Source organism: Ruegeria sp. C6 (assembly GCF_056537625.1).
Map to the genome: position 1 here is coordinate 1,510,416 of NZ_JBQFRW010000001.1, position 13,247 is coordinate 1,523,662.

16 protein-coding genes and 1 pseudogene are annotated in these 13,247 nt (G+C 56.1%); 9 read left to right on the forward strand and 8 right to left on the reverse strand.

Going from position 1 to position 13,247, the window contains the following annotated elements; all coding sequences use genetic code 11:
- Positions 1 to 25 precede the first annotated feature (25 nt).
- From ACR0MJ_RS07510 to ACR0MJ_RS07520, 3 genes are read left to right on the forward strand one after another with little or no spacing between them, the layout of a single operon-like run.
- A complete protein-coding gene (locus ACR0MJ_RS07510; protein ID WP_170393645.1) occupies positions 26 to 454 on the forward strand; it encodes a VOC family protein in 429 nt (142 codons plus the stop codon).
- A complete protein-coding gene (locus ACR0MJ_RS07515) occupies positions 451 to 1,155 on the forward strand; it encodes a DUF1194 domain-containing protein (RefSeq protein WP_480569067.1) in 705 nt (234 codons plus the stop codon). Before ACR0MJ_RS07510 ends, ACR0MJ_RS07515 begins: the two co-directional genes overlap by 4 nt.
- Positions 1,152 to 1,922, forward strand: coding sequence for a DUF1194 domain-containing protein (locus tag ACR0MJ_RS07520; RefSeq protein WP_170596074.1), 771 nt, complete (start codon positions 1,152 to 1,154; stop codon positions 1,920 to 1,922). Before ACR0MJ_RS07515 ends, ACR0MJ_RS07520 begins: the two co-directional genes overlap by 4 nt.
- On the opposite strand, the gene ACR0MJ_RS07525 is transcribed toward ACR0MJ_RS07520, so the two are convergent.
- The 3 genes from ACR0MJ_RS07525 to ACR0MJ_RS07535 all read right to left on the reverse strand — a co-directional run bounded on the left by ACR0MJ_RS07525 (position 1,869) and on the right by ACR0MJ_RS07535 (position 3,090).
- Positions 1,869 to 2,366: a MarR family winged helix-turn-helix transcriptional regulator gene (locus tag ACR0MJ_RS07525; protein ID WP_170393651.1), complete on the reverse strand. Its 498-nt coding sequence runs from the start codon at positions 2,364 to 2,366 to the stop codon at positions 1,869 to 1,871. The genes ACR0MJ_RS07520 and ACR0MJ_RS07525 overlap by 54 nt on opposite strands.
- A gap of 77 nt (positions 2,367 to 2,443) precedes the next feature.
- A complete protein-coding gene (locus ACR0MJ_RS07530) occupies positions 2,444 to 2,701 on the reverse strand; it encodes a succinate dehydrogenase assembly factor 2 (RefSeq protein WP_170420990.1) in 258 nt (85 codons plus the stop codon).
- Entirely contained in the window at positions 2,698 to 3,090 is a 393-nt protein-coding gene (locus tag ACR0MJ_RS07535; protein WP_170393655.1) for a helix-turn-helix domain-containing protein, read from the reverse strand. The genes ACR0MJ_RS07530 and ACR0MJ_RS07535 overlap by 4 nt, the downstream gene beginning before the upstream one ends.
- Before the next feature lie 92 nt (positions 3,091 to 3,182).
- On the opposite strand from ACR0MJ_RS07535, the gene ACR0MJ_RS07540 reads away from it, so the two are divergent.
- Together ACR0MJ_RS07540 and ACR0MJ_RS07545 are read left to right on the forward strand one after the other, a co-directional pair.
- A complete protein-coding gene (locus ACR0MJ_RS07540; protein WP_480760231.1) occupies positions 3,183 to 4,385 on the forward strand; it encodes a pyridoxal phosphate-dependent aminotransferase in 1,203 nt (400 codons plus the stop codon).
- A gap of 14 nt (positions 4,386 to 4,399) precedes the next feature.
- Complete coding sequence (locus tag ACR0MJ_RS07545; RefSeq protein WP_170420988.1) at positions 4,400 to 4,801, forward strand: hypothetical protein; 402 nt, start codon at positions 4,400 to 4,402, stop codon at positions 4,799 to 4,801.
- A gap of 4 nt (positions 4,802 to 4,805) precedes the next feature.
- Here ACR0MJ_RS07545 and ACR0MJ_RS07550 read toward each other — a convergent pair whose 3' ends face one another.
- The 3 genes from ACR0MJ_RS07550 to ACR0MJ_RS07560 form a co-directional block, all read right to left on the reverse strand.
- On the reverse strand, positions 4,806 to 6,170 hold the full coding sequence (locus ACR0MJ_RS07550; RefSeq protein ID WP_170645810.1) for an MATE family efflux transporter: 1,365 nt from the start codon (positions 6,168 to 6,170) through the stop codon (positions 4,806 to 4,808).
- Between the two features lie 129 nt (positions 6,171 to 6,299).
- Positions 6,300 to 7,229: a polyphosphate kinase 2 gene (gene ppk2, locus ACR0MJ_RS07555; RefSeq protein WP_170404818.1), complete on the reverse strand. Its 930-nt coding sequence runs from the start codon at positions 7,227 to 7,229 to the stop codon at positions 6,300 to 6,302.
- 169 nt (positions 7,230 to 7,398) lie between these two features.
- A complete protein-coding gene (locus ACR0MJ_RS07560) occupies positions 7,399 to 8,007 on the reverse strand; it encodes a carboxymuconolactone decarboxylase family protein (RefSeq protein WP_480760236.1) in 609 nt (202 codons plus the stop codon).
- A gap of 240 nt (positions 8,008 to 8,247) precedes the next feature.
- Between ACR0MJ_RS07560 and ACR0MJ_RS07565 the strand changes: the two genes are divergently transcribed.
- From ACR0MJ_RS07565 to ACR0MJ_RS07580, 4 genes are all read left to right on the forward strand, one after another.
- Positions 8,248 to 8,748: an NYN domain-containing protein gene (locus ACR0MJ_RS07565; RefSeq protein ID WP_170420985.1), complete on the forward strand. Its 501-nt coding sequence runs from the start codon at positions 8,248 to 8,250 to the stop codon at positions 8,746 to 8,748.
- A 137-nt stretch (positions 8,749 to 8,885) separates the two neighbouring features.
- A complete protein-coding gene (gene parE, locus ACR0MJ_RS07570) occupies positions 8,886 to 10,844 on the forward strand; it encodes a DNA topoisomerase IV subunit B (protein ID WP_170596082.1) in 1,959 nt (652 codons plus the stop codon).
- Complete coding sequence (locus tag ACR0MJ_RS07575) at positions 10,837 to 11,598, forward strand: hypothetical protein (protein WP_480760240.1); 762 nt, start codon at positions 10,837 to 10,839, stop codon at positions 11,596 to 11,598. The genes parE and ACR0MJ_RS07575 overlap by 8 nt, the downstream gene beginning before the upstream one ends.
- A gap of 321 nt (positions 11,599 to 11,919) precedes the next feature.
- Positions 11,920 to 12,201 carry a hypothetical protein gene (locus ACR0MJ_RS07580; RefSeq protein WP_480760243.1) on the forward strand — a complete coding sequence of 94 codons (282 nt, stop codon included), beginning with the start codon at positions 11,920 to 11,922 and terminating at the stop codon, positions 12,199 to 12,201.
- A gap of 59 nt (positions 12,202 to 12,260) precedes the next feature.
- On the opposite strand, the gene ACR0MJ_RS07585 is transcribed toward ACR0MJ_RS07580, so the two are convergent.
- Positions 12,261 to 13,031: an alpha/beta hydrolase gene (locus tag ACR0MJ_RS07585; protein WP_480760247.1), complete on the reverse strand. Its 771-nt coding sequence runs from the start codon at positions 13,029 to 13,031 to the stop codon at positions 12,261 to 12,263.
- A 58-nt stretch (positions 13,032 to 13,089) separates the two neighbouring features.
- Positions 13,090 to 13,247, reverse strand: a pseudogene (locus tag ACR0MJ_RS07590) (iron-containing alcohol dehydrogenase); the annotation flags it as partial.

Here is a 13,247-nt window from a genome sequence, read left to right on the forward strand (position 1 = left end):
CACAACCAATGCAAGGAAAGTCGCGATGGGGCTGACATATCTCCACACCATGGTCCGCGTGAAGGATCTTGAGAAATCCATAGCGTTTTATGAACTATTGGGCCTGAAGGAAACGCGCCGTTATGAAAGCGAGGCTGCGCGGTTCACACTGGTATTCCTCGCCCCACCAGGGCAAGAGGACGCGCCCATTGAACTTACATACAACTGGGATGGCGACGACGCACTGCCAAGCGACAGCCGCCATTTCGGGCACCTCGCCTATGGCGTCGACAACATTTACGAGACCTGCCAGCATCTTCAGGACAATGGCGTCGTGATCAACCGCCCGCCACGCGACGGGCGTATGGCGTTCGTTCGCTCGCCCGACAATGTCTCGATCGAGTTGCTGCAAAATGGTGAAGCGTTAGCCCCGGCAGAGCCTTGGTCTAGCATGGAAAGCACCGGCCACTGGTGATCCGCTGGCTGGGAGCATTGGGGCTGGCTGTCGCGGGCAGCCCCCTTTGGGCCGAGACCTGCCGCCTGGCGCTGGCGCTGGCCATGGATATCTCGACCTCGGTGGACGCGACTGAGGATGCGCTGCAACGACAGGGGCTGGCCAACGCATTGATTGCGCCCGAGGTGCAGGAGGCTTTCTTCCTTTCACCTCAACCGGTTGCATTAGCCGTCTATGAATGGTCCGGCAGTTTCAACCAGACATTGCTTTTGGATTGGACGATAATTGATACTCGGGCCAATTTGATCTCCGCCGCGCATCGGATCGGCACATCGAAGCGATCGGAAGACGAGTTTCCAACTGCAATGGGTCACGCGCTGGCGTATGGGGCAACCCTGCTGGCGAGCGCCCCGAATTGTCTGTTCCAAACCATTGATATCTCGGGCGATGGCAAGAATAACGATGGCTACGGGCCACAGATCGCCTACAAGCACTTTCCGTTCGACAACACGACCGTGAATGGTCTGGTGATCAATGCAGCTGATTTCGAAGGAGAAATCGACTTGATCCCGTTCTTTCAGAAAAATGTACTACACGGACCCGGTGCTTTTCTTGAGATCGCCGCCGGGTTCGAAGATTTTGAGCGTGCCATGCGTCGCAAACTGGAACGGGAATTGAAAGGATTGGAACTTAGTGCGTTGCAACCGGATAATGCGAAATGATCCGCCTGTGTGCGACACTTCTTTGCCTGCTGGCCAACCCGCTTTCAGCGCAATGTCGACAGGCTTTGGCGTTGGGAATGGATGTCTCTGGTTCGGTCGACAGTCGTGAGTACAGGTTGCAACTTAGTGGCCTTGCGGCCGCGTTGCGCCATCCCGAGGTGGTTCAACTGATCCTTTCAAACCCGTCTACCTTTGTACGGATCGCTATCTACGAATGGAGCGAACCTGGCCACCAACGCCTCTTGCTTGGTTGGACAGATGTTCGCTCGACTACTGATCTGCGTCGAATTCAGCAACATTTAGAAAGCACAACACGCTCATCAGCGCCGCAGGGAACGGCGGTCGGGTCGGCCATGTTGTACGGTGCTGAGATGTTGGAGAGCCAAAGCGATTGCTGGCGGCGAACACTGGATCTGTCCGGTGATGGCAAACACAATCTCGGACATCACCCACGGGATATAAAAGCCGCTCTGCAAAACACTGATATTACAATCAATGCCCTTGTAATCGGTATCGACGACCCCAATCCAGGAGACACCCGCCAGGTAGAGATTGGGGAGCTATCTGCTTATTACCACGCGTGGGTCATCCGAGGCCCCGATGCTTTCGTCGAAGTCGCCCTTGGCTTCGAAGCCTATGAAGATGCGATGACACGTAAACTGATCCGTGAGCTTGAGGGTCTGTCGCTCTCCCAAACTCAGCCATCAAAGCTATCAGTAGATATACCGAATCTGATCGGTCCAATATCGTTCGACCCGACGCAGTGAACCGGTGATCTCTTCAATCCCATCGGTCCCGATCACGCCGCGGTTTTGCAGCCCTTCGGCATGGCGGGCGAACAGGTCTGACACGATGTCACGAATCTCGCGCCCGCGCGGGGTCAGGCGTACCCGTACCGAGCGGCGGTCGATCTCGCATCGTTGATGGTGCATATAGCCCATCTCGACCAGTTTCTTAAGATTGTAGCTGACATTGCTGCCTTGATAGTAACCACGGCTCTTCAACTCTCCGGCGGTTACTTCATGGTCGCCTATGTTGAACAACAGCAGGGCCTGCACCGCGTTGATTTCCAACACGCCGACGCGCTCGAATTCATCCTTGATGACGTCCAGAAGCAAGCGGTGTAGACGTTCGACCAGTGCCAACGCCTCAAGATAGCTCGTCATGAACCCCTTGGTCCCGGGCGCGGTGACCTGTAACTCCATACTCATTCAATCCTCCGATTCATCGCGCTGTTTCTGAAAACATGACGCGAATTCCCGAAAAATCGGTTAAGCCTGATGATTGCTTATTTTTGAAAGGTTTGCGCGATATCCGCGATCAATTCGGCCAGCGGTTCCGGCGGACTGGCCTGACCAGTGACCCATTGATAAAGGTCCTGGTCATTTTCATGCAGCAAGGCATCGTATGTTTCCAATCCCGCCTCGTCCATCGAAGACAGATTGCGATCGGCATATGCCGTCAGGATCAAATCCATCTCTTTGATGCCCCGCCGCATCGAGCGCATTTTCATGCGCTTGATCCGGGTCTCACGCGGCTCGGTCATTGATTGCGTTCCAATTTCAGACGCAGCGCTTTTTCGACGCGAGCCAGACGCTCGGAGTTGGCTCGCATCTCACCTCGGATCGTGCGTAGCTCTGCAACAAGATCGCGCAATTCCGAGTCCGTATCGCCATGCAGGCTTGTTTCGTCCATGCCGTCGCCCTCGCCCGTCAGAAGCCACATGATCGAGACATTCAGTAGCCCCGCCATCATCGACAGCTTGTTCGCGCGGGGTTCCGACAAATCATCTTCCCACGAAGTGATCGTGGCTTTTTTGACACCAAGCCTGCGGGCCAATTGGGTCTGCGTCATGCCTGCGGCTTCGCGTGCGCCAGCAACGCGATCCCCGAAGGTTGCGGTGTCCGGTCCGAACCAGTCTGTTTCGTCGTTCATCGGGGTCTCCAAAGGGTAAAACTCAATTGGCTTGATCGTTATTTCGGCGCACCCTATGACAGTCGGGCTGAACATACAAACCGAGGCCGACCATGAGTTTCCTGTCTGCGACACTGTCACGCGTAAAACCCTCGCCCACCATCGCGATGACGTCCAAAGCAGCCGAGCTGAAGGCCGCCGGGCGCGATGTGATCGGGCTGAGCGCAGGCGAGCCCGATTTCGACACGCCGCAGAACATCAAGGACGCCGCCGTGGCCGCCATCGCTGCGGACAAGACCAAATACACTGCTCCGGACGGCATCCCCGAGCTGAAACAGGCGGTCTGCGCCAAGATGAAGCGTGACCACGGATTGGACTATACGCCCGCTCAGGTCTCGGTCGGGACCGGGGGTAAGCAGACGCTTTACAACGCGCTGATGGCTACGCTGAACGAGGGCGATGAGGTCCTCATCCCCGCGCCCTATTGGGTCAGCTACCCGGACATGGTGTTGCTGGCCGGTGGCACACCCGTGATCGTCGAAACTTCGCTGCAGACCAATTTCAAACTGACAGCGGATCAACTGGAAGCCGCGATCACACCTAAAACGAAATGGTTCATCTTCAACTCACCCTCGAATCCCACCGGAGCGGGCTATAGCCGGGCTGAACTGAAAGAACTGACAGATGTCCTGATGCGGCATCCGCATGTTTGGGTGATGACCGATGATATGTATGAGCACCTGGCCTATGACGGGTTCGAGTTCTGCACGCCCGCACAGGTGGAACCGAGACTTTATGATCGGACGCTGACCTGCAATGGCGTCTCCAAAGCCTATGCCATGACCGGTTGGCGTATTGGCTATGCGGCAGGCCCGGTCGAGTTGATCGCCGCGATGCGCAAGGTGCAATCTCAATCAACTTCGAATCCCAGTTCGGTCAGCCAATGGGCAGCAGTCGAGGCTCTGAATGGAACTCAAGCATTTCTTGCGCCGAATAATGAGATCTTCAAACGCCGTCGCGATCTGGTCGTCGACATGCTCAGCCAAATCGACGGTATCTCGTGCCCGACACCCGAAGGCGCGTTCTACGTCTATCCATCAATTGCAGGCTTGATCGGGAAAACCACACCCGCGGGCACCGTGATAGATTCGGACGAAACCTTCGCAATCGCCCTGCTGGAAGAGGCCGACGTGGCGGTGGTGTTTGGCGCAGCTTTTGGTCTGTCGCCCAATTTCCGCGTCAGCTATGCGACCTCTGATGAAGCCCTGACTGAAGCCTGCACACGCATCCAACGTTTTTGCGCCGCGCTCACCTGATACCGGAGTTTGTTATGTCCACAGCCCTGCCTGAATACTATTTCCGCGTGCGCGAAAATGGGGCAGCGGTGTTCAGGATCGACACGGAAAATCGCCATCGCCGGATCGAGATGGAACAGATCGCGGTCATCAACATCCGCAATGGCGAGGTCAAACCGCAGGGCCAGCGTGTACTAAGCGACGCCGACAACGATGAAATCGCGCGCTGGATGGAAGAGCGCAAAGCCCTGCTATCCCGCCGCGATGTGGATGATATACACCGTGCGGTTGACTACCTGAATCTGACCACGCAATGGGCTCAGTCTAAAGCAACGGATGCGCAATTAGAGGACGTGACCGACCCATTGCTGATGGCAATGCACGACTTGCGGTCGGTACTTGTTCGAAAGAAATCCGACCGTATGAGCAAAGAATGATCCCCTAGGCGGGAACTTCTCCTACATCGCGCACCGACCTTAGCCAGAAGCGCGCCATCAACAATACGGCAGCACAAGCGAGGCCAATCACGAGGCCAAGCCAGACTCCGATCCCCTCCATACCTCGAACAAAGCCGAAATAGTACGAAGCGGGGATACCGATCACCCAATAGCTGAGTGCGGCCATCACCATCGGTATTTTTGCATCCTGCAAACCTCGCAACAGGCCTAGTGCGATGACCTGCGCCCCATCGACCAGCTGGAACAACGCAGCCATCGCCAGCAGGCCAGTGCCGATTAGCAGGATCTGTGGCCGCTGCGGATCATCAGCCTCCATAAACAGCGAGATCAGGGGCTCAGCGCATGTCAGGAATAGAACAATCGTCAAGACCGACACGATCAACGACATCCCGGTCACCGTAATCGCGCCTTTCTCAAGATGCGCCCGATCCCGTCGACCCAACGCGTTGCCCGCCCGAATAGTCGCCACATTAGACAGGCCCAAATGAACCATGAACGTCGCCGAGGCGAGGTTTAACGCAATCCCGTGAGCTGCCAGCGGCACTGGACCCAACCAGCCCATCATGACAGCAGAGATCGCGAACAATGACACCTCCGCCAGTGTCGTCAGACCGATGGGAACGCCCAAACGCAGCACGCTCATGAACATCTCCCAATCCGGGCGCCAAAACCGCTGAAACAAGCTGTGTTCCGGCAACGCACGCACCGCATAGATCACGACCGCCACCAATGATACGATCTGCGTCACCACTGACGCGATAGCCGCACCAATCACCCCAAGTTCGGGCGCGCCCCAGTTTCCGAAGATCAGCGCATAGTTGGTCACGCCATTGACCACAGCTGCAACAATCGTGATCCACAGCACAATCTGCGTCCGCTCAAGTGCGGCCAAATAGGACTTCAGGACCATCACCAACAGCGCCGGGAACAAGCCCCACCCCGCGACCCGCAGGTATACTGACGCAGTTTCAGCGACTTGCGGCTCTTGCTTCAAAGCAATCAGGATCGGATGGGACCACCACAAAAGGGGCATCATCACCGTCGCATAGATCAGAGATAGCCACAGACCCATGCGAGTGGAGCGGCGAATGCTGGTCTCATTCTCCTCGGCGGCAGCGGTCGCCACCATTGGCATTACGGCCCACCCAAACCCGGCACCAAACAGGAACAGGACGAAGTAATAGCTGTTGGCCAGCGTCACGGCAGCCAACGCCTCGACCCCGTACCAGCCCAGCATGACTGTATCGGTTAAACCAATCGCATACTGTGCCAGATGCCCGCCAATCAATGGCAGGCCCAGCACCGCGATTGCGCGCAAATGGCCGGGATATGTCATCACCTTGTTCATTCCGCCAGCCTTAGGCTTGCGCGCTGCCCGAGACAAGAGCGGAACAAACTTATTTCATAATGAGACTAACGAGAACAAAGCGACGCAAGCCATCACCTTTGGTGCAACGGCTTTACAGTTTATCGATTTTCAGCCGATCTTCGCGTCAGGATGCAGCGCTGTCCCCAGAATATGGTCCGAGTTATGAATTACGTGATGCGCCTGCCCAACTATCAACGGATCAGGCTCACCAACGATCCTGAGGTCTTTGTCCGGGTAGTCCAGCGTCGACAGGAAATGCCGCATGCAGTTCAGACGCGCGCGTTTCTTGTCGTTGGATTTGACAATCGTCCAGGGCGCATCAGCGGTGTCGGTGTAGAAGAACATCGCCTCTTTCGCCTCGGTATAATCATCCCATTTGCTCAGGCTAGCCTTGTCAATCGGTGACAGTTTCCATTGCTTCAACGGATCAGTTTCACGACTCCCAAAGCGCCGCTGCTGCTCTTCCTGCGTGACCGAGAACCAGTACTTATAAAGTTGAATGCCCGAGCGCACCAGCATCCGCTCCAACTCGGGCGTCTGCCGCATGAATTCCAGATACTCATTGGGTGAGCAGAAGCCCATCACCCGCTCGACGCCCGCACGGTTGTACCAGGACCGATCATAAAACACCATCTCGCCCACGGTGGGCAGCTGCTGCACATAGCGTTGGTAATACCACTGCCCCTTCTCCTCATCCGTCGGCTTGTTCAATGCGACCACACGCGCCTGACGCGGGTTCAGATGCTCCATGAACCGCTTGATGGTCCCACCCTTGCCGGCGGCGTCGCGGCCCTCGAACAACAGCACAAACCGCTGCCCGGTCTCCTGCGCCCACAATTGAACCTTCAACAACTCTGCCTGCAGCTCGGCCTTTTGCGCCTCGTAATCCTTGCGTGCCATCTTGCGGCCATAGGGGTACTTGCCGCTCTCAAAAGCTTGCCGGATTTTCTCGGATGTTGGCGCCGAAGCATCCGCCTTCAGGTCAGTTACAGCTTTGATCTGAGATGATTTTTGTTTGATCTGGGGTGCCGCATCCATACATGTTCTCCTCGGTTTCACTGTCGAGGAGATGCTTAGCCGATTGTCACACGGCGCGCTTTGATTGGTGTCAAATTGACATAGGTTTTATCGGGGCGTCAAAGAACAGGCCTATGCCCGTTCTTTACATGACCCCAAAATACATAGGGGGGAGCGGCCAGCCCCGCACTTACCGATGCCCCCAATCATCAGGATTGTCCGAGTTGTTCGGCGACAAGCCCAAAACGTCTCCGTCAGTCGAACACCCCAAACCCAAAACGGTTCTGTTCGCATAGGAGAAATACGAACACACCTGATTGATCTCAAGAATCTCGCCATCTTCCCACCCCGCCTCTCGCAGAGCGATCACATACGCCTCGGTCAGATCACCGGGTGCCTCGGTCAGCTTGCGCGCATATCTCATCGCTTCGACCTGTGCCGCGTCCAGCGGGGCCGAGGCCGGATCACGCGCCTCAATCGCCGCACGGATCGCATTGCCGCGCACCTCATCCTGCAGCAACCGCTGCAATCCGGAAAAGTGATGTTCTACGCAATACCCGCACCGGTTCAGAGAGCTGACCCACACGCCCAGCACCTCAAGAAACCACTTCGGTATCTTGTTGCCCGAGTGATGCAGTACGGCCTTATACATCGCCATATGGCCTTCCATCGAATGCGGCCGCAGGCTGTGCGCCATCATGATATTGTCCACATTGTTGTCCGGCCCGGTGACCCGGTCATAAAGCCTCCTCAGCTTTCCCGTCGCCTCTTCCAATGGAATGGTTCTGATCCAGCTCAATTCTTCTGCTCCCTAATTTCTGCTTCCGGAACAAAGCCTAAACGGGATTTCGAAACATGACGAGACCTTGGAAAGCTCGCGGTTTAATATCAATCTGTTTTGCATCACTGATATATGCTGGGCAGCCACCCCTACTGTCTGCTACGTCCCTATTGAAACAACTTTCTGACCAAAGACTTTTCAACTGTGCGCCCTCTCATCTGTATTTTTGCCCTGTCTTGTTTTGGCTCTGCTATAGCTATGTTCAATCCAGCGTTCTCAGATTGGTTATTGCTGACAGGACCGTGCGCATTGGCAAGTTTGCTGCTGCTGTTCGGAAAAAGGCTACGCCGGCTCAAAACTTCGAAAAACTGGGCTGTCGTCGATGGATCAAATGTTTTGCACTGGAAAGGCGGTGTTCCTAATATCGCCACAGTGCGCGAGGTTGTCGACGAGTTGAAGACAAAGGGGCGGACACCGGGCGTCGTCTTTGATGCCAATGTAGGATACAAAATCTCAGATCGCTATATGAACGACAGTTCCCTTGCGGCTTTGCTTGGGTTGCCATGCAGCCACGTGATGGTTGCGCCGAAGGGTACTCCTGCCGACCCGCTAGTCCTTCAGGTAGCGCGGGATCTCGGCGCTGCTATCGTCACAAATGACCGGTTCCGTGATTGGGATGACGAATATTCGGATGTGCTTGAGAAAAGTTCTCTTGTTCGAGGTGGCTTTAAAGACAAAACTCTCTGGCTGTCATTGTAAACGCGCTGCAATACAGCGCTGAATATCGCTCCGGTTCCGTTGGCCCCGACAAACCGGATACAACACCTCGCGTCCCTCTTCCCCCGGACCACATCACCTGCCATAATGGGGGAAACTCAAAAACAAGAGCAGCACCCATGCCCGACGATCTGTTGACGCCAGAAGCGACCTCCACCTATGACGCCTCGTCCATCGAGGTGCTCGAAGGGCTGGAACCGGTGCGCAAACGCCCCGGCATGTATATCGGCGGCACCGATGAACGGGCGCTGCACCACATGGTGGCCGAAATCCTAGACAACTCGATGGACGAAGCGGTCGCAGGCCATGCCAACCGGATCGAGGTGGAACTGCACGCAGATTACGCTCTGACCGTGCGCGACAACGGGCGCGGTATTCCGATCGACCCCCACCCGAAATTCCCGGACAAGTCCGCGCTAGAGGTGATCCTTTGTACCCTGCACGCGGGCGGCAAGTTCTCGGGCAAGGCGTATCAGACTTCGGGCGGTCTGCACGGTGTGGGTGCATCGGTGGTGAATGCCCTGTCGGATTCGATGGTCGTGCAGGTGGCACGCGACAAGCAGCTGTTCGAACAACGGTTCTCGCGTGGTATCCCTCTAGGACCGGTGGAAAAAGTAGGCGCAGCGCCCAACCGGCGCGGTACAACCGTCACGTTCCACGCCGACGCCGACATCTTCGGCCATCACAAGTTCAAACCCGCGCGCCTATTCAAATCCATCCGTTCCAAGGCCTACCTGTTCTCGGGCGTGGAAATCCGCTGGAAATCCGCCATCGACGACGGCGAAACCCCGACCGAGGCCACTTTCCACTTCCCCGGCGGCCTGTCGGACTATCTGAAGGAGACGATGAACGGCTCGTCGACCTATGCCGAGCAGCCCTTTGCCGGCACCGTGGACTTTAACGAGAAGTTCGGCACCCCCGGCAAAGTCGAATGGGCGATCAATTGGACACCTTCGCGCGACGGGTTCATCCAGTCCTACTGTAACACCGTCCCAACCCCCGAAGGCGGCACACATGTCGCCGGTTTCTGGGCTGCGGTCCTCAAGGGGATCAAGGCCTATGGCGAGCTGATCAACAACAAAAAGGCCGGTCAGATCACCCGCGACGACCTAATCACCGGAGGCTGTGCGCTGGTGTCGTGCTTCATCAGTGAACCGGAGTTCGTCGGCCAGACAAAAGACCGCCTCGCCACAGTCGAGGCGCAGCGGCTGGTCGAAAACTCGGTCCGCGACCATTTCGATAACTGGCTGGCGGCTGATACGAAATCCGCCGGGGCGATCCTCGACTTCCTCATCCTGAGGGCCGAAGAACGCCTGCGCCGACGGGCCGAGAAGGAAACACAACGCAAGTCCGCCACTAAGAAACTTCGTCTCCCCGGCAAGTTGGTGGACTGTAGTAGTTCAACACGGGACGGCACGGAATTATTCATCGTCGAGGGCGACTCGGCAGGTGGCTCTGCCAAAATGGGCCGCGACCGAAAGACCCAAGCCCTACTGCCGCTGCGCGGCAAAATCCTGAACGTGTTGGGTGCGGCCAGTTCGAAACTGGGCACCAATGCCGAAATCAACGACCTGACCCAAGCGCTGGGTGTTGGCCTTGGCACCAAGTTCAACGTCGACGACCTGCGCTATGACAAGGTCATCATCATGACCGACGCGGATGTGGACGGGGCGCATATCGCCTCGCTGCTGATGACGTTCTTCTTTACCCAGATGCGACCCATGATTGATGCAGGTCACCTCTACCTCGCCTGCCCGCCTCTCTATCGCCTGACCCAGGGCGCCAAACGCGTCTATTGTCTGGACGAGGCCGAGCGCGACGAATGGCTCGAAAAAGGTCTGGGCGGCAAAGGCAAGATCGACGTCTCGCGCTTCAAAGGTCTGGGTGAAATGGACGCCAAGGACCTGAAAGAGACCACCATGGACCCCGCCTCCCGCAAACTGATCCGCGTCACCATAGACGAGGACGAACCCGGCGAGACCGGCGATCTGGTCGAGCGCCTGATGGGCAAAAAACCCGAACTGCGGTTCCAGTATATCCAGGAGAACGCGCGGTTTGTTGAGGAGTTGGATGTATAGAGAAATTGCTTTGAAAAAAATTCAGTTTCACGAAGGTTTTGCTTTTGGCCTTTTTGTAGCCGCGATGTGTTCAGCAGTTACCTTTGCTGCAGTTGTTGACTGGAAACTGAACCAAGAAACATTTGTAGATATTCTGTTGGCGATTTCCGCACTTGGTGCAGCAGCATTGACGATTCAATCGATCCGAAAGCAGATGCAACAAGAACGCGAGCTGACGATCGAACAACTGCTCAGAAAACTCAATGCAGATCGAGCGCTGTTGGGTTTTGCTTTGCATGATCTTCACGATATTTTTCTAAACGCTTCAAGACAAGCAATATACCCAAAAGCTGGTTACAATCTGGATTGGGGCAAAATTGTCAATTGTTGTGAAGCGGTCGGGAAATGCGTGGAAAACGCGGACCCTGAAAGCTCTAAAGTGCTGGCCGGTTTAATGTCAAAGGCTCAATATTTAACTGCTAGACACAAAGAGGCATTAGAAAGCGAAGCGCTTTTGTCTTCCGATGACACCTGCGATGATTTTTTCATGGACACGCTGATAGTTTCCAAATCCGAAGTAGCGGTCCAAATGCTAGAATTTGTGCTACTTTGTGCTGCAGGTTTCAATTACGCTAGGCTCAATGCTGATACATTTGAAGAGCCACAATTTGATGGTCAGGGTTTAGCCGCGTCTTTCTGCAACTATGTTTCTCACAAAGCGGAAGGCCACCCGCTTTGGCATAAAATACAATACCACTGTAATCAGCAAGCGTAGGATGGGTGCTCGCACCCATCAAATTTCCCGCGTCCTGTGGTAGGTTTAAGCCCCAATCCTACTTGATTACACCTGTCGCGTCAGCCTAAACGGGCGAATTGGGTGCTTGCTTGATGCATTGCATCGAGCATTTGGTGGATAGCGCGGAACGTGTCCCCAACCCGTGGGCCATGCTTCAGCCCGGCACACCGCAACCCCCTTGCCTAACCCGTTGATCTCGTTCACACTTACCCTCAACCCGTCATCCAAGAACGACATTTGAGGTTCTGAGCGTCCAAGACCCAATTTAACCACGAACAATTTTCCGAACGGGAGGACGACATGAAAACACTAACCCTAGGGCTGGCCCTGACCCTGCTGGCCTCGGCAGCCCCCGCGCAGCAGATGCTCAGCACTGCATCCCCAATCCCAGACGGCGTCGAGACGCGGTTTTGCTACTATGACGGCATGGCCTATTCGCCAGACGCCTTCATCCTGCTGACCGGTGACAACACCGTAACCTCAACCATCAGCACGCGCGAGGAACGCTTGCTGCGGTGTCATCGCAATGACGATGGCTCTCTGGTCTGGAAACCGCAGAGCACGTTTCAAACCAACAACTGACGTAGGATGGGTTTCCAACCCATCAAAGCGGAATGGAAGCGATGGGGTGAAACCCCATCCTACCCAACATTCCGATCCAACCAGTTGGCAATCTGTTCGGCTGGCCCTTCCCATCCCGGCTCCATGAACAGAAAATGCGCGTGGTTGTCGACAGGCAGGAAAGTCGCACGGTCTCCGTAAAGCTTCGCCAGAGCACGGCAGGTGTTGGGGTTCACGGCCCGGTCCTCGGTGCCTGAAACGATCAGCACCGGGCAATCGACCTTGTCGATGTCCACCTTCATCGCGTGGTGGTCGTCGAACATCCAGAAGAACATCTCGAACATCACCCGCCCGCTTTCGGGGCCGAGCTGGTCGAACACCTCATGCTGCTGCGCCTCGGGCATCTTGTTGAGCGCAAAGGGGGCCATCAGATCGAAATCAACGCGCATGGGCTGTTTCCAGAACGCCCCACCCTCCATCAACGCGCGCGGCACGGCACGTTCGTCGTCGGTTTCGGGCAATGTGCCCCAGGCCGCGTTTGGGTTGATCAGGACAATTGCGCTGGCCAGACCCCGTGACGCCACCTTCTGCGCCACTACCCCCGCAATGGCATGGCCCAGTAGAACAGGTTTGCTCTCCAACCCCTGCACGAAGTCTGCAATGTCATCGGCATAATCCATGACGCTGGCATCGGTCAGGCCAGGATCGGGATCGGCCTTGGGGTTCCCGCCATGATAGCGTAGCGCGGGCGTGTGCACCTTCCAGCCGCGCGCACGAAAGAAACCGGCGTAATCCTGCATGCACCACGGCCCGGCAAAGGCCCCATGGATCAGAACAATCTCTTTTGTCATGAAAATCTCCCTCACCTCTGTCCAGTATGAGAGGTGAGGGATCGGTTCGGCAAGCCTGTTAGTGTGCTGCGTTGAAGAGCGTTGTCAGGTTTTCTTCGGTCAATTCGATCGGATTCCCTCCGCAGGAGGGGTCGATGATTGCGCCTTGGACCAGTTCGGGGATGGCGGCTTTGGTGACGCCGAGGTCGGAGAGATTGCGGGGGATGGCGAGGCTGT

Coding starts and splice junctions, on each gene's coding strand:
- ppk2 (WP_170404818.1), bottom strand. CDS start 7,229: ATGGATGCGGCACCCCAGATCAAACAAAAATCATCTCAGATCAAAGCT.
- ACR0MJ_RS07530 (WP_170420990.1), bottom strand. CDS start 2,701: ATGACCGAGCCGCGTGAGACCCGGATCAAGCGCATGAAAATGCGCTCG.
- ACR0MJ_RS07525 (WP_170393651.1), bottom strand. CDS start 2,366: ATGAGTATGGAGTTACAGGTCACCGCGCCCGGGACCAAGGGGTTCATG.
- ACR0MJ_RS07545 (WP_170420988.1), top strand. CDS start 4,400: ATGTCCACAGCCCTGCCTGAATACTATTTCCGCGTGCGCGAAAATGGG.
- ACR0MJ_RS07575 (WP_480760240.1), top strand. CDS start 10,837: ATGTATAGAGAAATTGCTTTGAAAAAAATTCAGTTTCACGAAGGTTTT.
- ACR0MJ_RS07510 (WP_170393645.1), top strand. CDS start 26: ATGGGGCTGACATATCTCCACACCATGGTCCGCGTGAAGGATCTTGAG.
- ACR0MJ_RS07565 (WP_170420985.1), top strand. CDS start 8,248: ATGTTCAATCCAGCGTTCTCAGATTGGTTATTGCTGACAGGACCGTGC.
- ACR0MJ_RS07585 (WP_480760247.1), bottom strand. CDS start 13,031: ATGACAAAAGAGATTGTTCTGATCCATGGGGCCTTTGCCGGGCCGTGG.
- parE (WP_170596082.1), top strand. CDS start 8,886: ATGCCCGACGATCTGTTGACGCCAGAAGCGACCTCCACCTATGACGCC.
- ACR0MJ_RS07535 (WP_170393655.1), bottom strand. CDS start 3,090: ATGAACGACGAAACAGACTGGTTCGGACCGGACACCGCAACCTTCGGG.
- ACR0MJ_RS07520 (WP_170596074.1), top strand. CDS start 1,152: ATGATCCGCCTGTGTGCGACACTTCTTTGCCTGCTGGCCAACCCGCTT.
- ACR0MJ_RS07540 (WP_480760231.1), top strand. CDS start 3,183: ATGAGTTTCCTGTCTGCGACACTGTCACGCGTAAAACCCTCGCCCACC.
- ACR0MJ_RS07580 (WP_480760243.1), top strand. CDS start 11,920: ATGAAAACACTAACCCTAGGGCTGGCCCTGACCCTGCTGGCCTCGGCA.
- ACR0MJ_RS07550 (WP_170645810.1), bottom strand. CDS start 6,170: ATGAACAAGGTGATGACATATCCCGGCCATTTGCGCGCAATCGCGGTG.